At 61.0% G+C, this 14,773-nt stretch carries 13 protein-coding genes; 6 read left to right on the forward strand and 7 right to left on the reverse strand.

Translation table 11 applies throughout. The annotated features are described in order from the left end of the window. Positions 1 to 199: 199 nt before the first annotated feature. A complete protein-coding gene (locus J1C49_RS01830) occupies positions 200 to 1,399 on the reverse strand; it encodes an ROK family transcriptional regulator (RefSeq protein ID WP_227444087.1) in 1,200 nt (399 codons plus the stop codon). 193 nt (positions 1,400 to 1,592) lie between these two features. On the opposite strand from J1C49_RS01830, the gene J1C49_RS01835 reads away from it, so the two are divergent. From J1C49_RS01835 to J1C49_RS01845, 3 genes are all read left to right on the forward strand, one after another. After that, positions 1,593 to 2,612, forward strand: a complete 1,020-nt coding sequence (locus tag J1C49_RS01835; RefSeq protein ID WP_227444088.1) for a sugar ABC transporter substrate-binding protein — start codon at positions 1,593 to 1,595, stop codon at positions 2,610 to 2,612. Between the two features lie 95 nt (positions 2,613 to 2,707). Next, a complete protein-coding gene (locus J1C49_RS01840) occupies positions 2,708 to 3,769 on the forward strand; it encodes an ABC transporter permease (protein ID WP_227444089.1) in 1,062 nt (353 codons plus the stop codon). After that, the gene (locus J1C49_RS01845; protein ID WP_227444090.1) at positions 3,769 to 4,539 is read left to right on the forward strand and encodes an ATP-binding cassette domain-containing protein; all 771 of its coding nucleotides are present in this window, start codon (positions 3,769 to 3,771) and stop codon (positions 4,537 to 4,539) included. Before J1C49_RS01840 ends, J1C49_RS01845 begins: the two co-directional genes overlap by 1 nt. A 258-nt stretch (positions 4,540 to 4,797) precedes the next feature. Here the strand turns inward: J1C49_RS01845 and J1C49_RS01850 are convergent, their stop codons facing one another. After that, positions 4,798 to 5,991, reverse strand: coding sequence for an alpha-D-ribose 1-methylphosphonate 5-triphosphate diphosphatase (locus J1C49_RS01850; RefSeq protein ID WP_227444091.1), 1,194 nt, complete (start codon positions 5,989 to 5,991; stop codon positions 4,798 to 4,800). Between J1C49_RS01850 and J1C49_RS01855 the strand changes: the two genes are divergently transcribed. Then, positions 5,990 to 6,661 (forward strand): DUF1045 domain-containing protein, encoded by a 672-nt coding sequence (locus J1C49_RS01855; RefSeq protein ID WP_227444092.1) that lies wholly within the window; start codon positions 5,990 to 5,992, stop codon positions 6,659 to 6,661. The two genes, J1C49_RS01850 and J1C49_RS01855, sit on opposite strands and share 2 nt — an antisense overlap. 219 nt (positions 6,662 to 6,880) lie before the next feature. After that, positions 6,881 to 7,609: a phosphonate metabolism transcriptional regulator PhnF gene (gene phnF, locus J1C49_RS01860; protein WP_227444093.1), complete on the forward strand. Its 729-nt coding sequence runs from the start codon at positions 6,881 to 6,883 to the stop codon at positions 7,607 to 7,609. A gap of 266 nt (positions 7,610 to 7,875) precedes the next feature. Here the strand turns inward: phnF and J1C49_RS01865 are convergent, their stop codons facing one another. The 5 genes from J1C49_RS01865 to J1C49_RS01885 form a co-directional block, all read right to left on the reverse strand. Further along, positions 7,876 to 9,753 (reverse strand): heavy metal translocating P-type ATPase, encoded by a 1,878-nt coding sequence (locus J1C49_RS01865; RefSeq protein WP_227444094.1) that lies wholly within the window; start codon positions 9,751 to 9,753, stop codon positions 7,876 to 7,878. A gap of 648 nt (positions 9,754 to 10,401) precedes the next feature. Continuing rightward, positions 10,402 to 11,154, reverse strand: a complete 753-nt coding sequence (locus J1C49_RS01870; RefSeq protein ID WP_227444095.1) for an META domain-containing protein — start codon at positions 11,152 to 11,154, stop codon at positions 10,402 to 10,404. Between the two features lie 155 nt (positions 11,155 to 11,309). Next, positions 11,310 to 12,083: an aspartate dehydrogenase gene (locus tag J1C49_RS01875; RefSeq protein WP_227444096.1), complete on the reverse strand. Its 774-nt coding sequence runs from the start codon at positions 12,081 to 12,083 to the stop codon at positions 11,310 to 11,312. 33 nt (positions 12,084 to 12,116) lie between these two features. Further along, positions 12,117 to 13,349, reverse strand: a complete 1,233-nt coding sequence (locus tag J1C49_RS01880; protein WP_227444097.1) for a urate hydroxylase PuuD — start codon at positions 13,347 to 13,349, stop codon at positions 12,117 to 12,119. A gap of 529 nt (positions 13,350 to 13,878) precedes the next feature. Continuing rightward, positions 13,879 to 14,436 carry a L,D-transpeptidase gene (locus tag J1C49_RS01885; RefSeq protein ID WP_227444098.1) on the reverse strand — a complete coding sequence of 186 codons (558 nt, stop codon included), beginning with the start codon at positions 14,434 to 14,436 and terminating at the stop codon, positions 13,879 to 13,881. A 69-nt stretch (positions 14,437 to 14,505) separates the two neighbouring features. Between J1C49_RS01885 and J1C49_RS01890 the strand changes: the two genes are divergently transcribed. Then, entirely contained in the window at positions 14,506 to 14,697 is a 192-nt protein-coding gene (locus J1C49_RS01890; RefSeq protein ID WP_227444099.1) for a hypothetical protein, read from the forward strand. Positions 14,698 to 14,773 lie beyond the last annotated feature (76 nt).

A 14,773-nucleotide genomic window follows, 5' to 3' on the forward strand; every position in this document is an offset into this window, starting at 1 on the left:
AAGCCCACCATCGCGGAAGACCGCCGTGAGAGCGCATGTTTGCTTGCCTCTCTTGGCGTAGGAGTTCGGGAGCCGTCGAACCCCAATGCCGGGCGCCGGGCGCAAGACAAGACATCGCACAGCGCTGCCATGCGCCCGGGCAGCGATCCATGCGCCGGACGGCCGATTTTTGCAAGCAAGCTGCGATGCTTTGCAGGTCTCAGCGGGCGGACAGCCCCGCGTTGGCGTTGAGCAGAAACTGTGAGAATATCGGACTGCTTGCCGCCCCGATTTCACGGGCCTTGCCACCCACGCTCCCGGCTTCAATCTGGGGGGCAATTAGGCCTCTGGTATCCTGGTTGGCAATATAGCGCCGGACGCGTTCAACAAGCTCGTCCCGGATCTTGGCGGGGAACGCGCCATCGATCAGGATTGCTTCGAAATCCACCACGGAGCAGACGGAGAGCGACGCCTTGGCCAGCTCCTGTGCCGTCTGACCCAGCCACGGGTCCACATATCGTGTCAGGTTGCTCCAGTCTTGCGGCTCCTGCCAAAGCAATTGCGGGTCCAGCCCGACTTCCACCAGCCGCGCCTCAAGCAGATGAATGGAGGCCACATCGATTAATTGGCGGCTCTCCCCAAGCGGTCCGGTCGCCCGCATGGATCCCAATGCGCCCGCATTGCCCTGATTGCCTTCGAACACCGTATCATTCAGCACGATACCGCCGCCGACGAAGGATCCGATGAAGAAATATGCATAATCCCGGTACTCCATGCCGCGCCCATACAAGTGCTCGGCACGGCAGGCTGCGGTTGCGTCGTTGATCATGAAGACTGGCAAATCGCTGAACTTGGCAACCTCTTTAGAAAAGACCACATTCTTCCACTGGGCAAACTGTTCAGCGGGCGCGCCAAGCAGGTCACTCCACTTCCATAGCTCGAATGGGGCGGCAATACCGATGCCGCAGAGGCGTGGCCGGGCCACCGGATCGAGGCCAGCCAGGAAATCGTGGAGCCCTGTCTTCAGGAAGTGGAACAGCTCTTCCGGAAGGGGATAGTCGTAGCGCAGGTGACGCTCTGCGCGAACCGTGCCGAGGAAATCGAGAAGCAGCAGGTCGGCACTCCGCCTGCCAACCTTGAGGCCGACCGACAAGACGCCATCCGGGTTGAGTTCCATCGGAATCGACGGTTTGCCGACCTTTCCCCTGACCGGCTCGCCACGGCGCAGAACGCCTTCCTGCTCAAGCTTTCGCAAGATGGAGGAGATCGCAGGTGGGGACAGCCCCATGCGCCGCGCAAGATCGCTTCCCGGAAGTCTGCCCTGACGTTGCAAGATGGAAAGCAACAGCCGTTCGTTATGGTTGCGGATACCGCTCTGGTTCACGCCGCCACTCAAACTTCTGATTTTTGTTCGTTCCATAGCAGACACCGTATACGGCCCCTCCGATGGGAAGGACAGTAGCCCGGATCTTTTAATTAAGAAAGTTAATTTATTTATTGACAGACTCAACCATGTCTGGCTTTTTCAGTCTCACCTGCAGCAATGCTTGTGGGCAGGGAGGATGGGCTGATGCAGCCCATGAATTGAGAATGAACACTTCTGGGAGGTAACCATGAAGACACTTCTGACCGTTTCCGCGATCGCTCTGGCATCCATGTCCGGCGCCGCTTTTGCCGGCAGCCACAGCGTCAGCGCATGCTTGATCACCAAAACCGATACCAACCCGTTCTTTGTGAAGATGCGCGAAGGCGCGACCGCCAAAGCAGAAGAGCTGGGCATCACCTTGAACAGCTATGCCGGCAAGATCGACGGCGACCATGAAACACAGGTGGCAGCCATCGAAACCTGCATTGCCAATGGTGCAAAGGGAATCCTGCTGACGGCGTCGGACACATCCTCCATCGTCCCGGCGGTTCAGCAGGCGCGCGATGCCGGCATTCTTGTCATTGCGCTGGATACGCCGCTCGATCCCATCGACGCCGCGGACATGACCTTTGCGACGGACAATTTCCTGGCCGGTGAATTGATCGGCAAGTGGGCGGCTGCCTCGCTGGGCGATGACGCTGCAAATGCCAAGATCGCCTTGCTGGATCTTGCGGTGAGCCAGCCTACGGTGGGCGTGCTGCGCGATCAGGGCTTCCTTCAGGGCTTCGGCATTGATCTGGCCGATCCGAACGTGAATGGCGACGAAGACGACCCGCGCATCGTCGGAAACGATGTGACCGCGGGTAACGAAGAAGGGGGCCGCCGTGCAATGGAAAACCTTCTCGTGAAAGATCCGGAAATCAACGTAGTCTACACGATCAACGAGCCCGCGGCGGCCGGGGCCTATGAGGCGCTGAAGTCCATCGGGCGCGAAAACGATGTGCTCATCGTGTCTGTGGATGGCGGGTGCCCCGGTGTGCAAAACATCAAGGATGGCGTGATCGGCGCGACATCGCAGCAATATCCGCTCCTGATGGCGTCCAAGGGGATCGAGGCGATTGCGGCATGGGCTGCGGATGGCACCAAGCCGGAAGCGACCGATGGCAAGGATTTCTTCGATACGGGTGTGGCGCTTGTCACGGATCGTCCCGTGGACGGTGTCGATTCGATCGATACCGATGAAGGCATGGACCTCTGCTGGGGTTGATCCTCTCGAATCCTGTTCGAAATTTCTGAGCGCGGGCAGGTTTTGACCTGCCCGCTGCACATATGGCGCCGGTCATCCCGGCGAGGAGGAGTCCCATGTCACAAGAAGACAATTACGAGACGGTTGTCGGCCGCGCGACATCCGACATCGCATCCTTCGATTCCGGCGAGAAGGGATTTGTCGGCAAGTTTCACCACGCTTTGCACACGACGCCGGCCTTGGTTCCGCTCATCGTTCTGGTTGCTGCCATCGCTATATTCGGCGCGGCTCTTGGCTCCCGCTTTTTCTCACCATTCGCGCTGACCCTGATCCTCCAGCAGGTGCAGATCGTCGGGATTGTCGCGGCAGCCCAATCGCTGGTGATCCTGACCGCGGGCATCGATTTGAGCGTCGGGGCCATTGCTGTGATCTCCTCGGTTGTGATGGGTCAGTTCAGCTTTCGCTACGGCATTCCTCCAAGCGTTGCCATCGTCTGCGGGCTGGCATTCGGGACGGCCATCGGAGCCCTCAACGGCTGGTTGGTCGCGCGCATGAAACTGCCGCCATTCATCGTGACCCTCGGCATGTGGCAAATCGTGCTGGCCGCGAACTTTCTGTATTCCGCAAATGAAACGATCCGCTCTCAGGACATCGCGGAACAAGCCCCCTTGCTTCAGTTGATGGGCGCCAAATTCAACATTGGCGGTGCCGTCTTCACCTTTGGCGTGGTCTTCATGGTGCTTCTGGTGCTCGTTCTGGCCTATGTGCTCAAGCATACGGCCTGGGGCCGTCATGTGTATGCGGTGGGTGACGATGCCGAAGCGGCGGAACTCTCCGGCGTCAATGTCACGCGCACGCTCATCTCTGTCTATGCGTTGGCTGGCCTGATCTGCGCCTTTGCGGGCTGGGCTTTGATCGGGCGGATCGGCTCGGTTTCGCCGACTTCCGGCCAATTGCTCAACATCGAAAGCATCACGGCCGTGGTGATTGGCGGCATCTCGCTCTTCGGCGGGCGTGGCTCGATCCTCGGCACGTTCTTCGGAGCGCTGATCGTGGGCGTTTTCACGCTGGGCCTGCGCCTTGCGGGCGCGGATGCCCAATGGACCTTCCTTCTCATCGGCGTGCTGATCATCGCAGCGGTTGCCGTGGACCAGTGGATCAGAAAGGTAGCAGCGTAATGGAACCGATTTTGAAAGGCCGCGGTCTGGTCAAGCGTTATGGCAAGGTGACCGCACTGGACCATTGTGACTTTGACCTGATGCCCGGTGAAATCCTGGCGGTGATTGGCGATAACGGTGCTGGCAAGAGCTCCTTGATCAAGGCGGTGTCCGGCGCGGTCGTGCCGGACGAGGGCACCGTGACGCTGGAAGGCAAGGAAGTGCGGTTCTCCAATCCCATTGAAGCGCGCGAGGCCGGCATCGAAACCGTTTACCAGACGCTTGCCATGTCGCCAGCGCTGTCGATTGCCGACAATATGTTCATGGGTCGTGAACTGCGAAAACCCGGCTTTCGGGGCAAATGGCTTCGCCAGCTTGACCGCTCAGCAATGGAGAAATTCGCCCGCGACAAGCTGAGCGAGCTGGGGCTCATGACCATTCAGAACATCAATCAGGCAGTCGAGACCCTCTCCGGTGGCCAGCGTCAAGGTGTGGCTGTGGCCCGTGCGGCGGCTTTCGGCTCCAAGGTCATCATTCTCGATGAGCCCACAGCCGCTCTCGGCGTCAAGGAAAGCCGCAAGGTGTTGGAGCTGATTCAGGATGTGCGGTCGCGTGGAATTCCCATCGTCCTGATCAGTCACAACATGCCGCATGTGTTCGAACTCGCAGACCGCATCCATGTCCATCGACTGGGCAAGCGACTCTGCGTGATCGACCCGAAGGACTACACCATGTCCGACGCGGTGGCCTTCATGACCGGTGCAAAAGAGGCGCCACAAGACGCAGCCTAGCCTTGGCCACGAGCGCTGCGAGGGTGCGCGTGATCCGGTATGCGTTACCGTCAAAGAGCATGTGCCATGGTTCCGTTGTAGCACGCTCTGGGCGCAACATGGCGCGACGGATCCTGAGCGTAGCTGTGCAAGGAGCGATCCGGGGCTTGGTCCGGCCGTCAGGGGGATCAGGCCACACGGCGTGGTCGGTTGCGGTCATGCAAGCGGCACGAGGGGCATCTCTGCCGGTGGGCCACGACGGGTCGGGCCGGATCGCACCTAGCTGACTTGTTTGCCTTGGCTCCAGACCCCGCGCAATATCGGGGTCTGGCCTGCTTCTTGGACCCGGATGACGTCACCGCGCGCCCCGATCATCAAGGCCCCGCGATCATCCAGCCGCGCCGCGCGCGCCGGATTGCGAGACACGGTTGCGACGGCGCGGGGCAAGTCGCCCCAAAGCGTGGCCAGCCGAAACGCGGACAAGAGCAACGCCGAAGGCACATAGTCGGAGGAGACGATGTCAAGCAGGTCGGCTTTTGCGAGATCCTCTGCTGCGACATTGCCGGAATGTGATCCTCCCCGGATCAGGTTCGGCGCCCCCATCATGATTGCAATACCAAGAGAGCGGCACGCTTCGGCGGCTTCGACGGTGGTCGGGAATTCGGCAAAGCCCACCCCGTTTTGCGCCGACACGGTCACTTGTTCGGCTGTTGTGTCGTCATGGCTGGCCAGCACCGCGCCGAGACGCTGGGCTTCGACAACGGCGCCTGTTTGGTGTTTCGCGCCAAAGCGCTGCTGAAGAGCCAAGAGGGTATCCACATGCGCGGCAAACTCCCCGTCATCCATTCCGCGCTTCTTGGCGACATACTGTTTCAGAACGGACAGATCCCGAAACTGGCGTTGTCCGGGGGTGTGGTCCATGAGACTGACGATCCCGACCCGATCATCGGTGCCGAAGGTGGCGAGCTCATCAAGCAGGGTCTCGGAACAGATTTCGGCCCGCAGATGCAGGAAATGGCTGATCTTGAACAAGCCACCGGCACGCGCGGCCAGAAGTTCATCGGCCAGCTGGCGCGCATAGTCGATGTAGCGCCCCTTGCCACCATGGATGGAGCCAACGCGCATCGCGTCGAAGACGGTTGTGATGCCGGTCGAAGCAAGTTCGGCGTCATGGGCGATCAAGGCCGGGAGATGTGGCCAGTCCACATTGGGGCGCGGTTCGATATGTCGCTCCACATTGTCGGTGTGCAACTCCACCAAACCGGGAAGAACGAGATCCCCGTCGCAATCCCGCGCACCTGCGGGGACGCGATCCCCCTCCGTGATATCGCAGATGACGCCGCCCTCGATGGTCACGGATCCGTGCAGAACCCGGTCTTCCAACACCAGTCGTGCATTGGCGAGGCAAAGATCACCTGACATATGGATGTCGCGGGCATTCGCGATCCGTGGCGCAGGGAAGGGAGAATTCATGGCTTACTCTCGGTTCGCAGTGTATTATGTGCCGCCTGACGGTCCTCTTGCCAGCTTTGGCGCTGCGTGGCTGGGTTGGGATCTTGGGCGCGGATGCAGGGTTTCGCAATACGATGTGCCCGGTCTGGAGAGCATCACGGAAGCCCCCCGGAAATATGGCTTGCATGGCACGTTGAAAGCACCGTTTCGCATCGCGGAAGGGCGCAGCGTTCTGGAACTGGAAAAGGCAACTGCGCAGCTTGCCGCTGCGCTGGCGCCCGCACGCTGCGGCGGTCTCGAGGTGGCAACGCTGGGCCGGTTCCTTGCGTTGCTCCCGCAAGGAGACCTGTCCGGATTGCAGCGGGTGGCGGGAGCCTGTGTCCGCCTGCTTGACGACTTCCGCGCGCCCGCTTCCGAGGCCGAGTTGTTGCGCCGCCGCAAGGCGCGGTTGAATGCGCGACAGGAAGCCTTTCTGGCAGAGTGGGGCTATCCCTATGTGATGGAGGAATTCCGGTTTCACCTCACGCTCACGGGCCGGATAGACAAGTCCGCTTTGCCCGCCTGGTCCAAGACCCTGATGCGGCATGTGCCAACCTTGCCAAGCCCCTTCGTGATGGACCAGATCGCCCTGTGCGGCGAGCGTCCCGATGGGCAGTTTGAACTGTTGCACCGCTACCCTCTCACCGGCTGATCCGGCGCGATCGCCCGTGTGACGGAGGCCGGTTGCGGGCCTTCCATCCGACGAACGCCCAACGCGCCTTTCGGGCCTCCTTGTAAGCAGGCGCGTCCCGGGCGTGCGCGATCTCTGGTGGTCCAGCGCCGTTTTCATCTCGACAAATCGATCCGATACTATACAACTATACATATCTTACGCTATCTGCCGCCCAAAGATACAGAAGATTCATTCCCCTTGCGTGCCGTTGCTGCCAAAACCCCGATCTGGAAGGCGATTGCCGACAGCCTGCGCTCCGATCTGGCCGAAGGGCGATATGCGAGCGGTGACAAACTGCCGACCGAGGCCGTTTTGGCGGAGCGTTTCGGCGTCAATCGCCATACGGTCCGGCACGCGCTGGCGGCCTTGGTCGAAGAGGGGTTGGTGCGGACAAGACGCGGTGCCGGGAGCTTCGTGGCCGCCACGCCCACGGATTACCCGATTGGGCGGCGCGTGCGGTTTCATGAAAACCTGATCGCTGCCGGCCGCCGGCCTGAAAAGAAAATACTGGCACTGGAGGAACGCGGTGCCACGCAAGGCGAGGCAAAGGCGTTATCTCTCGCGCCCGGCGATCCTGTTTGTGCCTATCACGGGTTGTCCCGCGCGGATGGGCACCCGATCGCGATATTTGAAAGCGTGTTCCCCTCTGTGCGGCTCAAGGGTATCGCGACAGCCCTGCAATGCAGCGAGAGCGTGACCCAAGCCCTGACGGCTGTCGGAGTTTCGGATTATACCCGTGCATCGACCCGTCTCACGGCTGTCCGGGCGACGATCACGCAGGCACTTCATCTTCAGGTCACCGAAGGTGATCCGTTGCTCAAATCCTCTGGACTCAATGTCGATGTGGCTGGCGCGCCCGTGGAATATGGGCGCACATGGTTTGCAGGAGACCGTATCACGCTGACCTTGGAGGGCGGGCAGGGTTGATCGAGCCGCATGTTGTTCTGCAAGACGCTCAAGAACACGTCCCGGTGGTCAGATCGGGCTCACGTGATCCCGGCCAGGTTAACGGGAATGCAAGGCGGGCGATCTGTTGTGTGGCGCGTCAAGCGGTCTCAACGCTTGTGCGAGGGCAAGCGATGGAGATCTGATGCTGCTCGACGACCCTGCGCATGCGCCCGTGCATGGCCGTCCATCAAGCCTCCGGAGGCTGGCAATCCACAAGCGTGGAACGGCACCGGTTGCGATGACCGTCATGCTTCGGCTGTGCGGATGTCGGAAGAGACGCGCCCGCCTTCGGGTGCAATCCGCAAGGCCCGCAATGCATTGAGGATCACGGCGACGTCGATCACCTCCTGCAACAGGGCGCCCTGCACCGGAGTCAGGTAGCCAAAGGCCGCGGCAATCATGCCGAGCACCGACAGCCCGATCCCTGCAATGACGCTTTCCAATGCGATCCGTCGCGCTTTGCCGGCGATCTCGATCCCGATGCCGAGACGGTCGATGTGATCGACAAGCAAAACCACATCGGCGGCCTCGGCAGAAGCGGCTGCTCCGCGCGCTCCCATGGCGACGCCCACATCTGCGGCCGCCAGAGCCGGTGCGTCATTCATCCCGTCGCCAACCATCATGACCGGCCCACGCTTGCGCTCGGTCAGCACCAGAAGCACCTTTTGGTCCGGCGACAGGTCGCTGCGCAGACCGTCAAGGTTCAAACCGTCGGTCACACGCTCCGCGACGCGCGCCCTGTCGCCGGTTGCCACGAGGATCCGCGTAAGTCCCAGTGCGCGCAACCTGTGCAACATCGCGCCTGCGTCCTCCCGCAGCGGGTCCGACATGACGAGATGTCCGGCCATCCGGCCGTCAACTGCCACGGCGACCAGAACGGCGCCGTCATCGAGGGCGGGATCCTCGCGGATCTGCTGGCCGACGCGCTCAGCCACAAAGCGGCTGCCGCCAACAATCACGTACTGCCCTTCCAAGGTGCCCGCGACACCCTCGCCGGGAAATTCGGCAACATCGGTCGGCACAGGCAGGGTGAGGCCGCGTTCCTGTGCGGCGGACACGACGGCCTGGGCCACCGGGTGCTTGGATGCTTGGTCAAGCGCGGCTGCGAGACGCAACAGCTGGTCGGGATCGTTGTCATCGCGCCCGACAATCGACACGATCCGGGGACGTCCATCGGTGAGTGTCCCGGTCTTGTCGAGGATCAGTGTCCGAATGCGCGCCATCGTCTCAAGGGGGCCGGCCCCTTTGATCAGCACGCCAAAGTGGGCGGCGCGCGACAGGCCTGCCACCAGTGCAACGGGCACGGCGAGGATCAAGGGGCAGGGTGTGGCAACCACGAGGACGGCAACCGCCCGGATCGGGTCTCCCGTGATCCACCACGCGGAGCACGCAATCACAAGCGTGACGGCCAGAAAGCCAAGCGACCAGCGATCCGCCAGCCGCGACATCGGCGCCTTGGAGGCTTGGGCTTCTTCGACAAGCCGGACAATCCCGGCATAGGTGCTGTCGCGCGCCTCGCGTGTCGCGGTCAGGTCAAAGGCTTCCCCAGCATTGGTAGTTCCGCTCATCGCTTCATCGTCCCGGCCCAACCGCACGGGGAGCGACTCGCCGGTCAGGGCAGAACTGTCGAGGAAAGCGGTGTCCGACGCCACCAGCCCGTCCACGGGTATCATATCGCCCTGACGGATCAGCAGCCGGTCACCGGGCGCAATTTCGTCGAGCGGGATGTCCTCCAGCCGCCCGTTGCGGTGTCTGGTTGCACTGCGCGGCACACGCGACAAAAGCGCATGCATCTCGCGTCTTGCGCGTCCCTCGGCAAAGCTTTCGAGAAAGCTCCCTCCGGCATACATCACGGCAACCACCGCCGCCGCGAGCGTCTCTCCAAAAACAAGAGCCGCCGTCATGGAGAGCGCCGCCACGATATCGAGCCCGACCTCTCCGCGCCCCAGGCTGCGGAGGATCTCTATCACCAGGGTTGCCAGCGCCGGCAGAACACCCGCGGTCCAGAGAATGCCGGCCGCGATGGGTTGGTTAGTGAAATACAGCGCAAGTCCGGCGATCAGGCCGGCAGCGGCAAGCAGCAATACGGCTGTCTTGACGCGGTCGCTGCGGGACGTTTCCATGGTGTGCTCCCTCTGCGGTGGCCGGCCCGTCGATCATGGCGGGTCTGATCGATTATGCCAACATGGATCCACCCTCATGCCAGTGCGTCCTTGTGGCAGTGTCTTGGTGGTCCGGGCGCGAGACAGGAAACGGTGCGTCCATGGCGGCCCTGCGAGACGCGAAACTGCCTCGTGCTTTGCCGTTCTTGGCGATGATGTTCCGGCGACGTGTGAGGCGCGCATGCCCGTCTGGTCGGAGACAGGTCCCGCTCCTTCATGGGCATTGGGGGTGGCAACAGACGGGGCAGCGTCGAAAACGGCTCTTTGGGCCTAGCGCTGGCAGTTCTCAATCGGGCCATTCACGGATGCGGACTTGCCCGTCCTTGCGGTGAGGTCGACGATGGACGACCCGAGTGCGGCAGGGGGGGCTGAAGCAAAGTCTCTTGCGGGAACTGTGCCGTTCCGGCTCCGTGTCGGGAGGCCCTGTTCCGAGCGCTGTCGGTCCCGGCGGGCTGTCGATTGCTTCGGTCTCTCAGACATGGCTACCCGGTCGGCGCGGCGCCCTTGGCGGCCGGGCGCCCAAGGCGGCTTCGGGATGGCCTTTGGCAGTCTGCTGGCGCAGCCCGAGGTTGCCCCTTGGCGCGGGGACGGTGCCGCACGCCAGCACTCTTATTCCGGCCGTCCCTCAAAGCGCAGCAACGGACGACCCGCGGCATCGGTCAGGAACAATTCGGAGCCGTAACGCATGTAGTCCGTGGCCTCGGCGAGGCTGGTCAAAACCTCCCGCTCCAGAGCGTCTACCGCGTCGGGGCAGGCCATCATCGTGCCCGCCATCGCTGAGGGGAAGGCGATCCCGGATACGGATGGCAAAAGCCGCCCGGTGAACCGGTTGCACCCGCCATAGAGCGAAAAGGTGCCGTCGTCATTGATGGCAAGCGTTGCAGGGTCGTCGGTGTTCCACGGCGTCTCGCCGATTGCGACCACGGTCCACGCGATCCCAGAAAGCCTTTGACCGAACGCAGCATCGGTCGCGTCTTGGGCTACGGTCTCGACGGTTATCCGGATCTCGTCCGCGTCAAACGGGTCATGCCAGCCTGTGCTGCGATAGATCATTCGATCTTCCGACCAGATGGCGGCAACCACTGCATAATCCGCGTCCTGGGTGAGGATGGCAGGATCGTAGGGTAACGTCACACTCATCGGGACCGAGATCATGGCAAAGCGTTGCGCAGAGATTTGGCGCGCGGCGGCTCCAGCCTTTGACATATCAAGCAACGCCACATGAAGCTGAGCGTCGGGCGGCAGCGCGATCCGCTCTCTGTAGCTGACACTGATGTCCAGCGATGCGTTTTCCGCGTGAGCGATGTCAGGCGCGCCGAGACTGGCGAGAGACAGGGCAAGCATTCCGAAAATTCTTCGCATGAAGGCTCCTCCGGTTGCGTTCTTTCGACGATTTTGGCGCCCTGCCACAGGCGATCTGGATGGTCCGGTGCGTTGTGAAAGCGCTTTCGTGGCGCGCAACCGGACTGCGGTGCATCGCTCTCGCAGCAGCTCGACCATCCTCTGTCCCGAACTCATCAGCGCCCGAAAAACCGGTTGATGTCATTCATGAGGCTCAAGACGGTGGTCACGGACGTCCGGGCGTTTCCTGCAGTGGGCGTGTTTTCAACTACCATTTCATAGCTGCAATAGGGCGACGTTACAGTATAGCGATGTGTGTTGCCTCGTGCTTCCGGGTCGGCAATCAGAGCGACGGTCATCGCGTCAAATCCACCTCCGGCCAACGCAAGCGCGGCGACCACATTGGCATTTTTTGGGAAAGCCAAGGCTGCATCGCGGGCGCTGCCTTCGAAAAACGGCGTTGCTTCGTTTATGGAGTCCAGATCGACACGCGCTTCGGCTGGCGAGCCTTTCCACGCCGCCGGTGGTTTGATCCCTTGGTAGGAAACAGAGCACGCGCCGTCGCCGCTCACGGCGCACAAAAGGTCCAGCCCTCCAATCGCACCCGAGGGCAGTAGGATCTGTCCGCCGGAGTGCTTCATCGCGTTTTGCAACCGTGCGTAGAGGTCGGAATCGGCCAGCGCGCCGACAGAGGCCAGCATCAGTGCCCGCCCCGACTTCAAAATTGCCTCGGCATGGTCGTGCACTGCCGCATGTCCGGCGCATTCGACGCATAGGTCAGGCGCGCGCGCCAGGAATTCGGGAACAGATCTGACAGTGACGAGATCCTCCGGCATGGGCGACGGTTCGGACCGGACAAGTGCGGTGAAGCGCGCCTGTGGATCTTGTCTCAGCCGTTCGTGGAGCGCGCGGCCGATACTGCCGTAACCAATCAAGCCAATGTGCATCATGTGACCCTTCCCGACAAAGCGTGCCCGGACCGATTATTGCTCCCGGGCTGCGCGCACCCATGCAATGATGGTATCGCGCGCGCTGTTGTCCATCTGTATTGCATTTGGCGGAGGCATGGCATGGCTGATGCCGGCCTGAAGGTAGATCGCGTCGGCATGGCGCGCCACGTCGCCGGGTGTCTCGAGATGGACGTGTTTCGGAGCCCAATGCATGTTGCCCCATACCGGTTCGCGGGCGTGGCACATCGAACAATTGCCCAACACCACGTCATACGCTGCGTCAAACCCTTCGGCGCTGGCAAACCGTTCTTCATAGGGTGTCAACGGTCGGGTCTCGGCCTCTTCCCAGGTCTCCCCGGGACGCGCCGTGGAAAGCCACGCGATCACGATCATGAGCAGGACGGTGACCGCCCAAGTCCAGTGCGGCCCGCGGCCAGTCTTGTGCATCGTATTGAAATAATGCCGGATTGTGACGCCGGTCAGGAAGATCAGGCTCGCGATGATCCAGGCATGGTCCGTGGCGAATGCGAGCGGATAGTGGTTGCTCAACATCAAGAAGACCACCGGCAACGTCAGGTAGTTGTTATGTGTCGAACGAACCTTTGCAATCTTGCCGTATTTCGCATCGGGAGTGCGGCCTGCCTTGAGGTCAGCCACGACGATCCTCTGGTTCGGCATGATCTGAAAGAACACATTTGCTGTCATGATCGTTGCGGTGAACGCCCCCAGATGCAGCAATGCAGCGCGACCCGTGAAGACCTGGTTGTAGCCCCATGACATGATCACGAGAACGAGAAAGAGCAGCACCATCAAGGCGGTCGGGTTTTCGGACAGCTTGGACTTGCACATGGCATCGTAGAGCAGCCAGCCCAGTGTGAGCGATCCGCCAGAGATCAGGATGCCTTGCCACAGGGCGAGATCGGCTTTTGTCGGGTCGAGCAGATAGAGTTCGCCGCCGACCCAGTAGATGATCATCAGCAATGCGGCCCCGGACAACCATGTCGAATAGCTCTGCCATTTGTGCCACGTGAGATGTTCCGGCATGCGGGCAGGGGCAACGAGATACTTGACCGTATGGTAAAATCCGCCGCCGTGGACTTCCCATTCCTCGCCATATGCGCCTTCCGGAAGAGCATCATTTGGCTTGAGCATCAGATCGAGCGCAATGAAGTAGAACGATGCGCCAATCCAGGCCATCGCGGTGATCACGTGAAGCCAGCGCACGGAGAACGCGATCCAGTCCCAAAGAATTGCAATATCGTACATGGCGACGCCTCCGTATGATGCCTCGGTCACTGTAACCGTGGTTGATTTGCGCCGCTATTGTCGGGAAAGACGAGGCAGCATCAAAATATCCGGAACAATCGTCACTGATCAATTTCGGCTCGTTTGGCCTTCAAAGAGACGCGATGTGCAAGAAGTGATCGTATTCTTGCCCGCTTGACTGGTGGCAGACGGACGGAGACCTCACGGTTTTGACTGCAGCGTGCTCGACGCCTTTGCAGCACGCACATGTGAAAGCGCAGGCAGTTTCCGGTTTTCCGGGAAGCGCGATTGCTCTGCGGCATTCCCAGACCACGATGGGACAGGGCCTCTCACGTCAGCTCAAACCCGAACCGGGAAACATGCGTATCAGGAAATCGGAGTGTGTCAACGTGCGGATTGCCAGACCGCGTGTCACGATCTGGCCCACCCTCATATGGGACTGACGCTAAGGCTGATTCCTCTTCTTGGCCAACCTTCCGCGTTGCAGGCGCAACCGGACTGCGCCATGTCGAAAAGTCGCGAAGCGCAATTAAAGAACGGTGACCTTGGTCCCCACGGGTACACGTTCATAGAGGTCTTCCACATGTTCGTTGAGCATGCGAATGCACCCGTTCGATACTGATTGTCCGATTGAGCGCGGGGCGGTGGTTCCGTGGATCCGGAAATAGGTATCGCGGCCATTCTGGAAAAGGTAAAGTGCGCGCGACCCCAAGGGATTACCGGGACCACCGGGCTGCACGTAATCATTGTCGACAAACTTTGAGTAGGCTTGTGGATCCCGCTCGATCATTTCGTTGGTGGGACGCCATGTCGGCCACTTCTTCTTCACGTCGATAGACGCCGTCCCTGTGAATTCGAGCCCGGCTTTACCGACGCCCACTCCGTAGCGGCGTGCTTGTCCCTCAGCCGAAACGAAATAGAGGAAGTGCGCGCGCGGAAGCACCAGTATCTGACCCGGCGCCAGATCTTTCTTGATCGATACGGTTTGTGGCCGGAACACGGGATCTATCGTGAAGGCAAAGGCCGGCGCAGCCAGACAGGAAACGGCCGCAGCGGAAGACGCGACAAAAGCTCTACGGGAAATCATGGCAGCTCTCTTCAGTAGCAAAAGTCGGGGGGCTTCGTCCGGCGAACCGTACCGATTCGAACGCGCCCCATGGCCAACAACGTTCGGGCGTTCGTAGACGGAAATCAACACGCCAAGCATGTGGCAATTCGCGAGACTTGCCTCAATGCAACAGCGAGAAGATGCACGAGTTATCCGGAACAAGCCGAAGTCTTTGGTTTTTCAGCTCGTATTTTTCGAAATCCCAAGCAATCACAAGGTATTATCAAAATTGCCGATTGAGCGCCTCGAAAAGTCTGCCTTGAGACCAGTCTGCGAATGCGTACCATCACGAAGTGTTGAGCGACGACCGAACTGT

The sequence above is a fragment of the Cognatishimia sp. F0-27 genome, assembly GCF_020667845.1.
Lineage (GTDB): Bacteria > Pseudomonadota > Alphaproteobacteria > Rhodobacterales > Rhodobacteraceae > JAFMPQ01.

Bases quoted from the DNA above. Each gene is read 5' to 3' on its own strand.
- J1C49_RS01850 (WP_227444091.1), bottom strand. From the start codon at position 5,991: ATGAATTCTCCCTTCCCTGCGCCACGGATCGCGAATGCCCGCGACATC.
- J1C49_RS01840 (WP_227444089.1), top strand. From the start codon at position 2,708: ATGTCACAAGAAGACAATTACGAGACGGTTGTCGGCCGCGCGACATCC.
- J1C49_RS01830 (WP_227444087.1), bottom strand. From the start codon at position 1,399: ATGGAACGAACAAAAATCAGAAGTTTGAGTGGCGGCGTGAACCAGAGC.
- J1C49_RS01835 (WP_227444088.1), top strand. From the start codon at position 1,593: ATGAAGACACTTCTGACCGTTTCCGCGATCGCTCTGGCATCCATGTCC.
- J1C49_RS01875 (WP_227444096.1), bottom strand. From the start codon at position 12,083: ATGATGCACATTGGCTTGATTGGTTACGGCAGTATCGGCCGCGCGCTC.
- J1C49_RS01890 (WP_227444099.1), top strand. From the start codon at position 14,506: ATGGCCAACAACGTTCGGGCGTTCGTAGACGGAAATCAACACGCCAAG.
- J1C49_RS01870 (WP_227444095.1), bottom strand. From the start codon at position 11,154: ATGCGAAGAATTTTCGGAATGCTTGCCCTGTCTCTCGCCAGTCTCGGC.
- J1C49_RS01865 (WP_227444094.1), bottom strand. From the start codon at position 9,753: ATGGAAACGTCCCGCAGCGACCGCGTCAAGACAGCCGTATTGCTGCTT.
- J1C49_RS01885 (WP_227444098.1), bottom strand. From the start codon at position 14,436: ATGATTTCCCGTAGAGCTTTTGTCGCGTCTTCCGCTGCGGCCGTTTCC.
- J1C49_RS01880 (WP_227444097.1), bottom strand. From the start codon at position 13,349: ATGTACGATATTGCAATTCTTTGGGACTGGATCGCGTTCTCCGTGCGC.
- J1C49_RS01845 (WP_227444090.1), top strand. From the start codon at position 3,769: ATGGAACCGATTTTGAAAGGCCGCGGTCTGGTCAAGCGTTATGGCAAG.
- J1C49_RS01855 (WP_227444092.1), top strand. From the start codon at position 5,990: ATGGCTTACTCTCGGTTCGCAGTGTATTATGTGCCGCCTGACGGTCCT.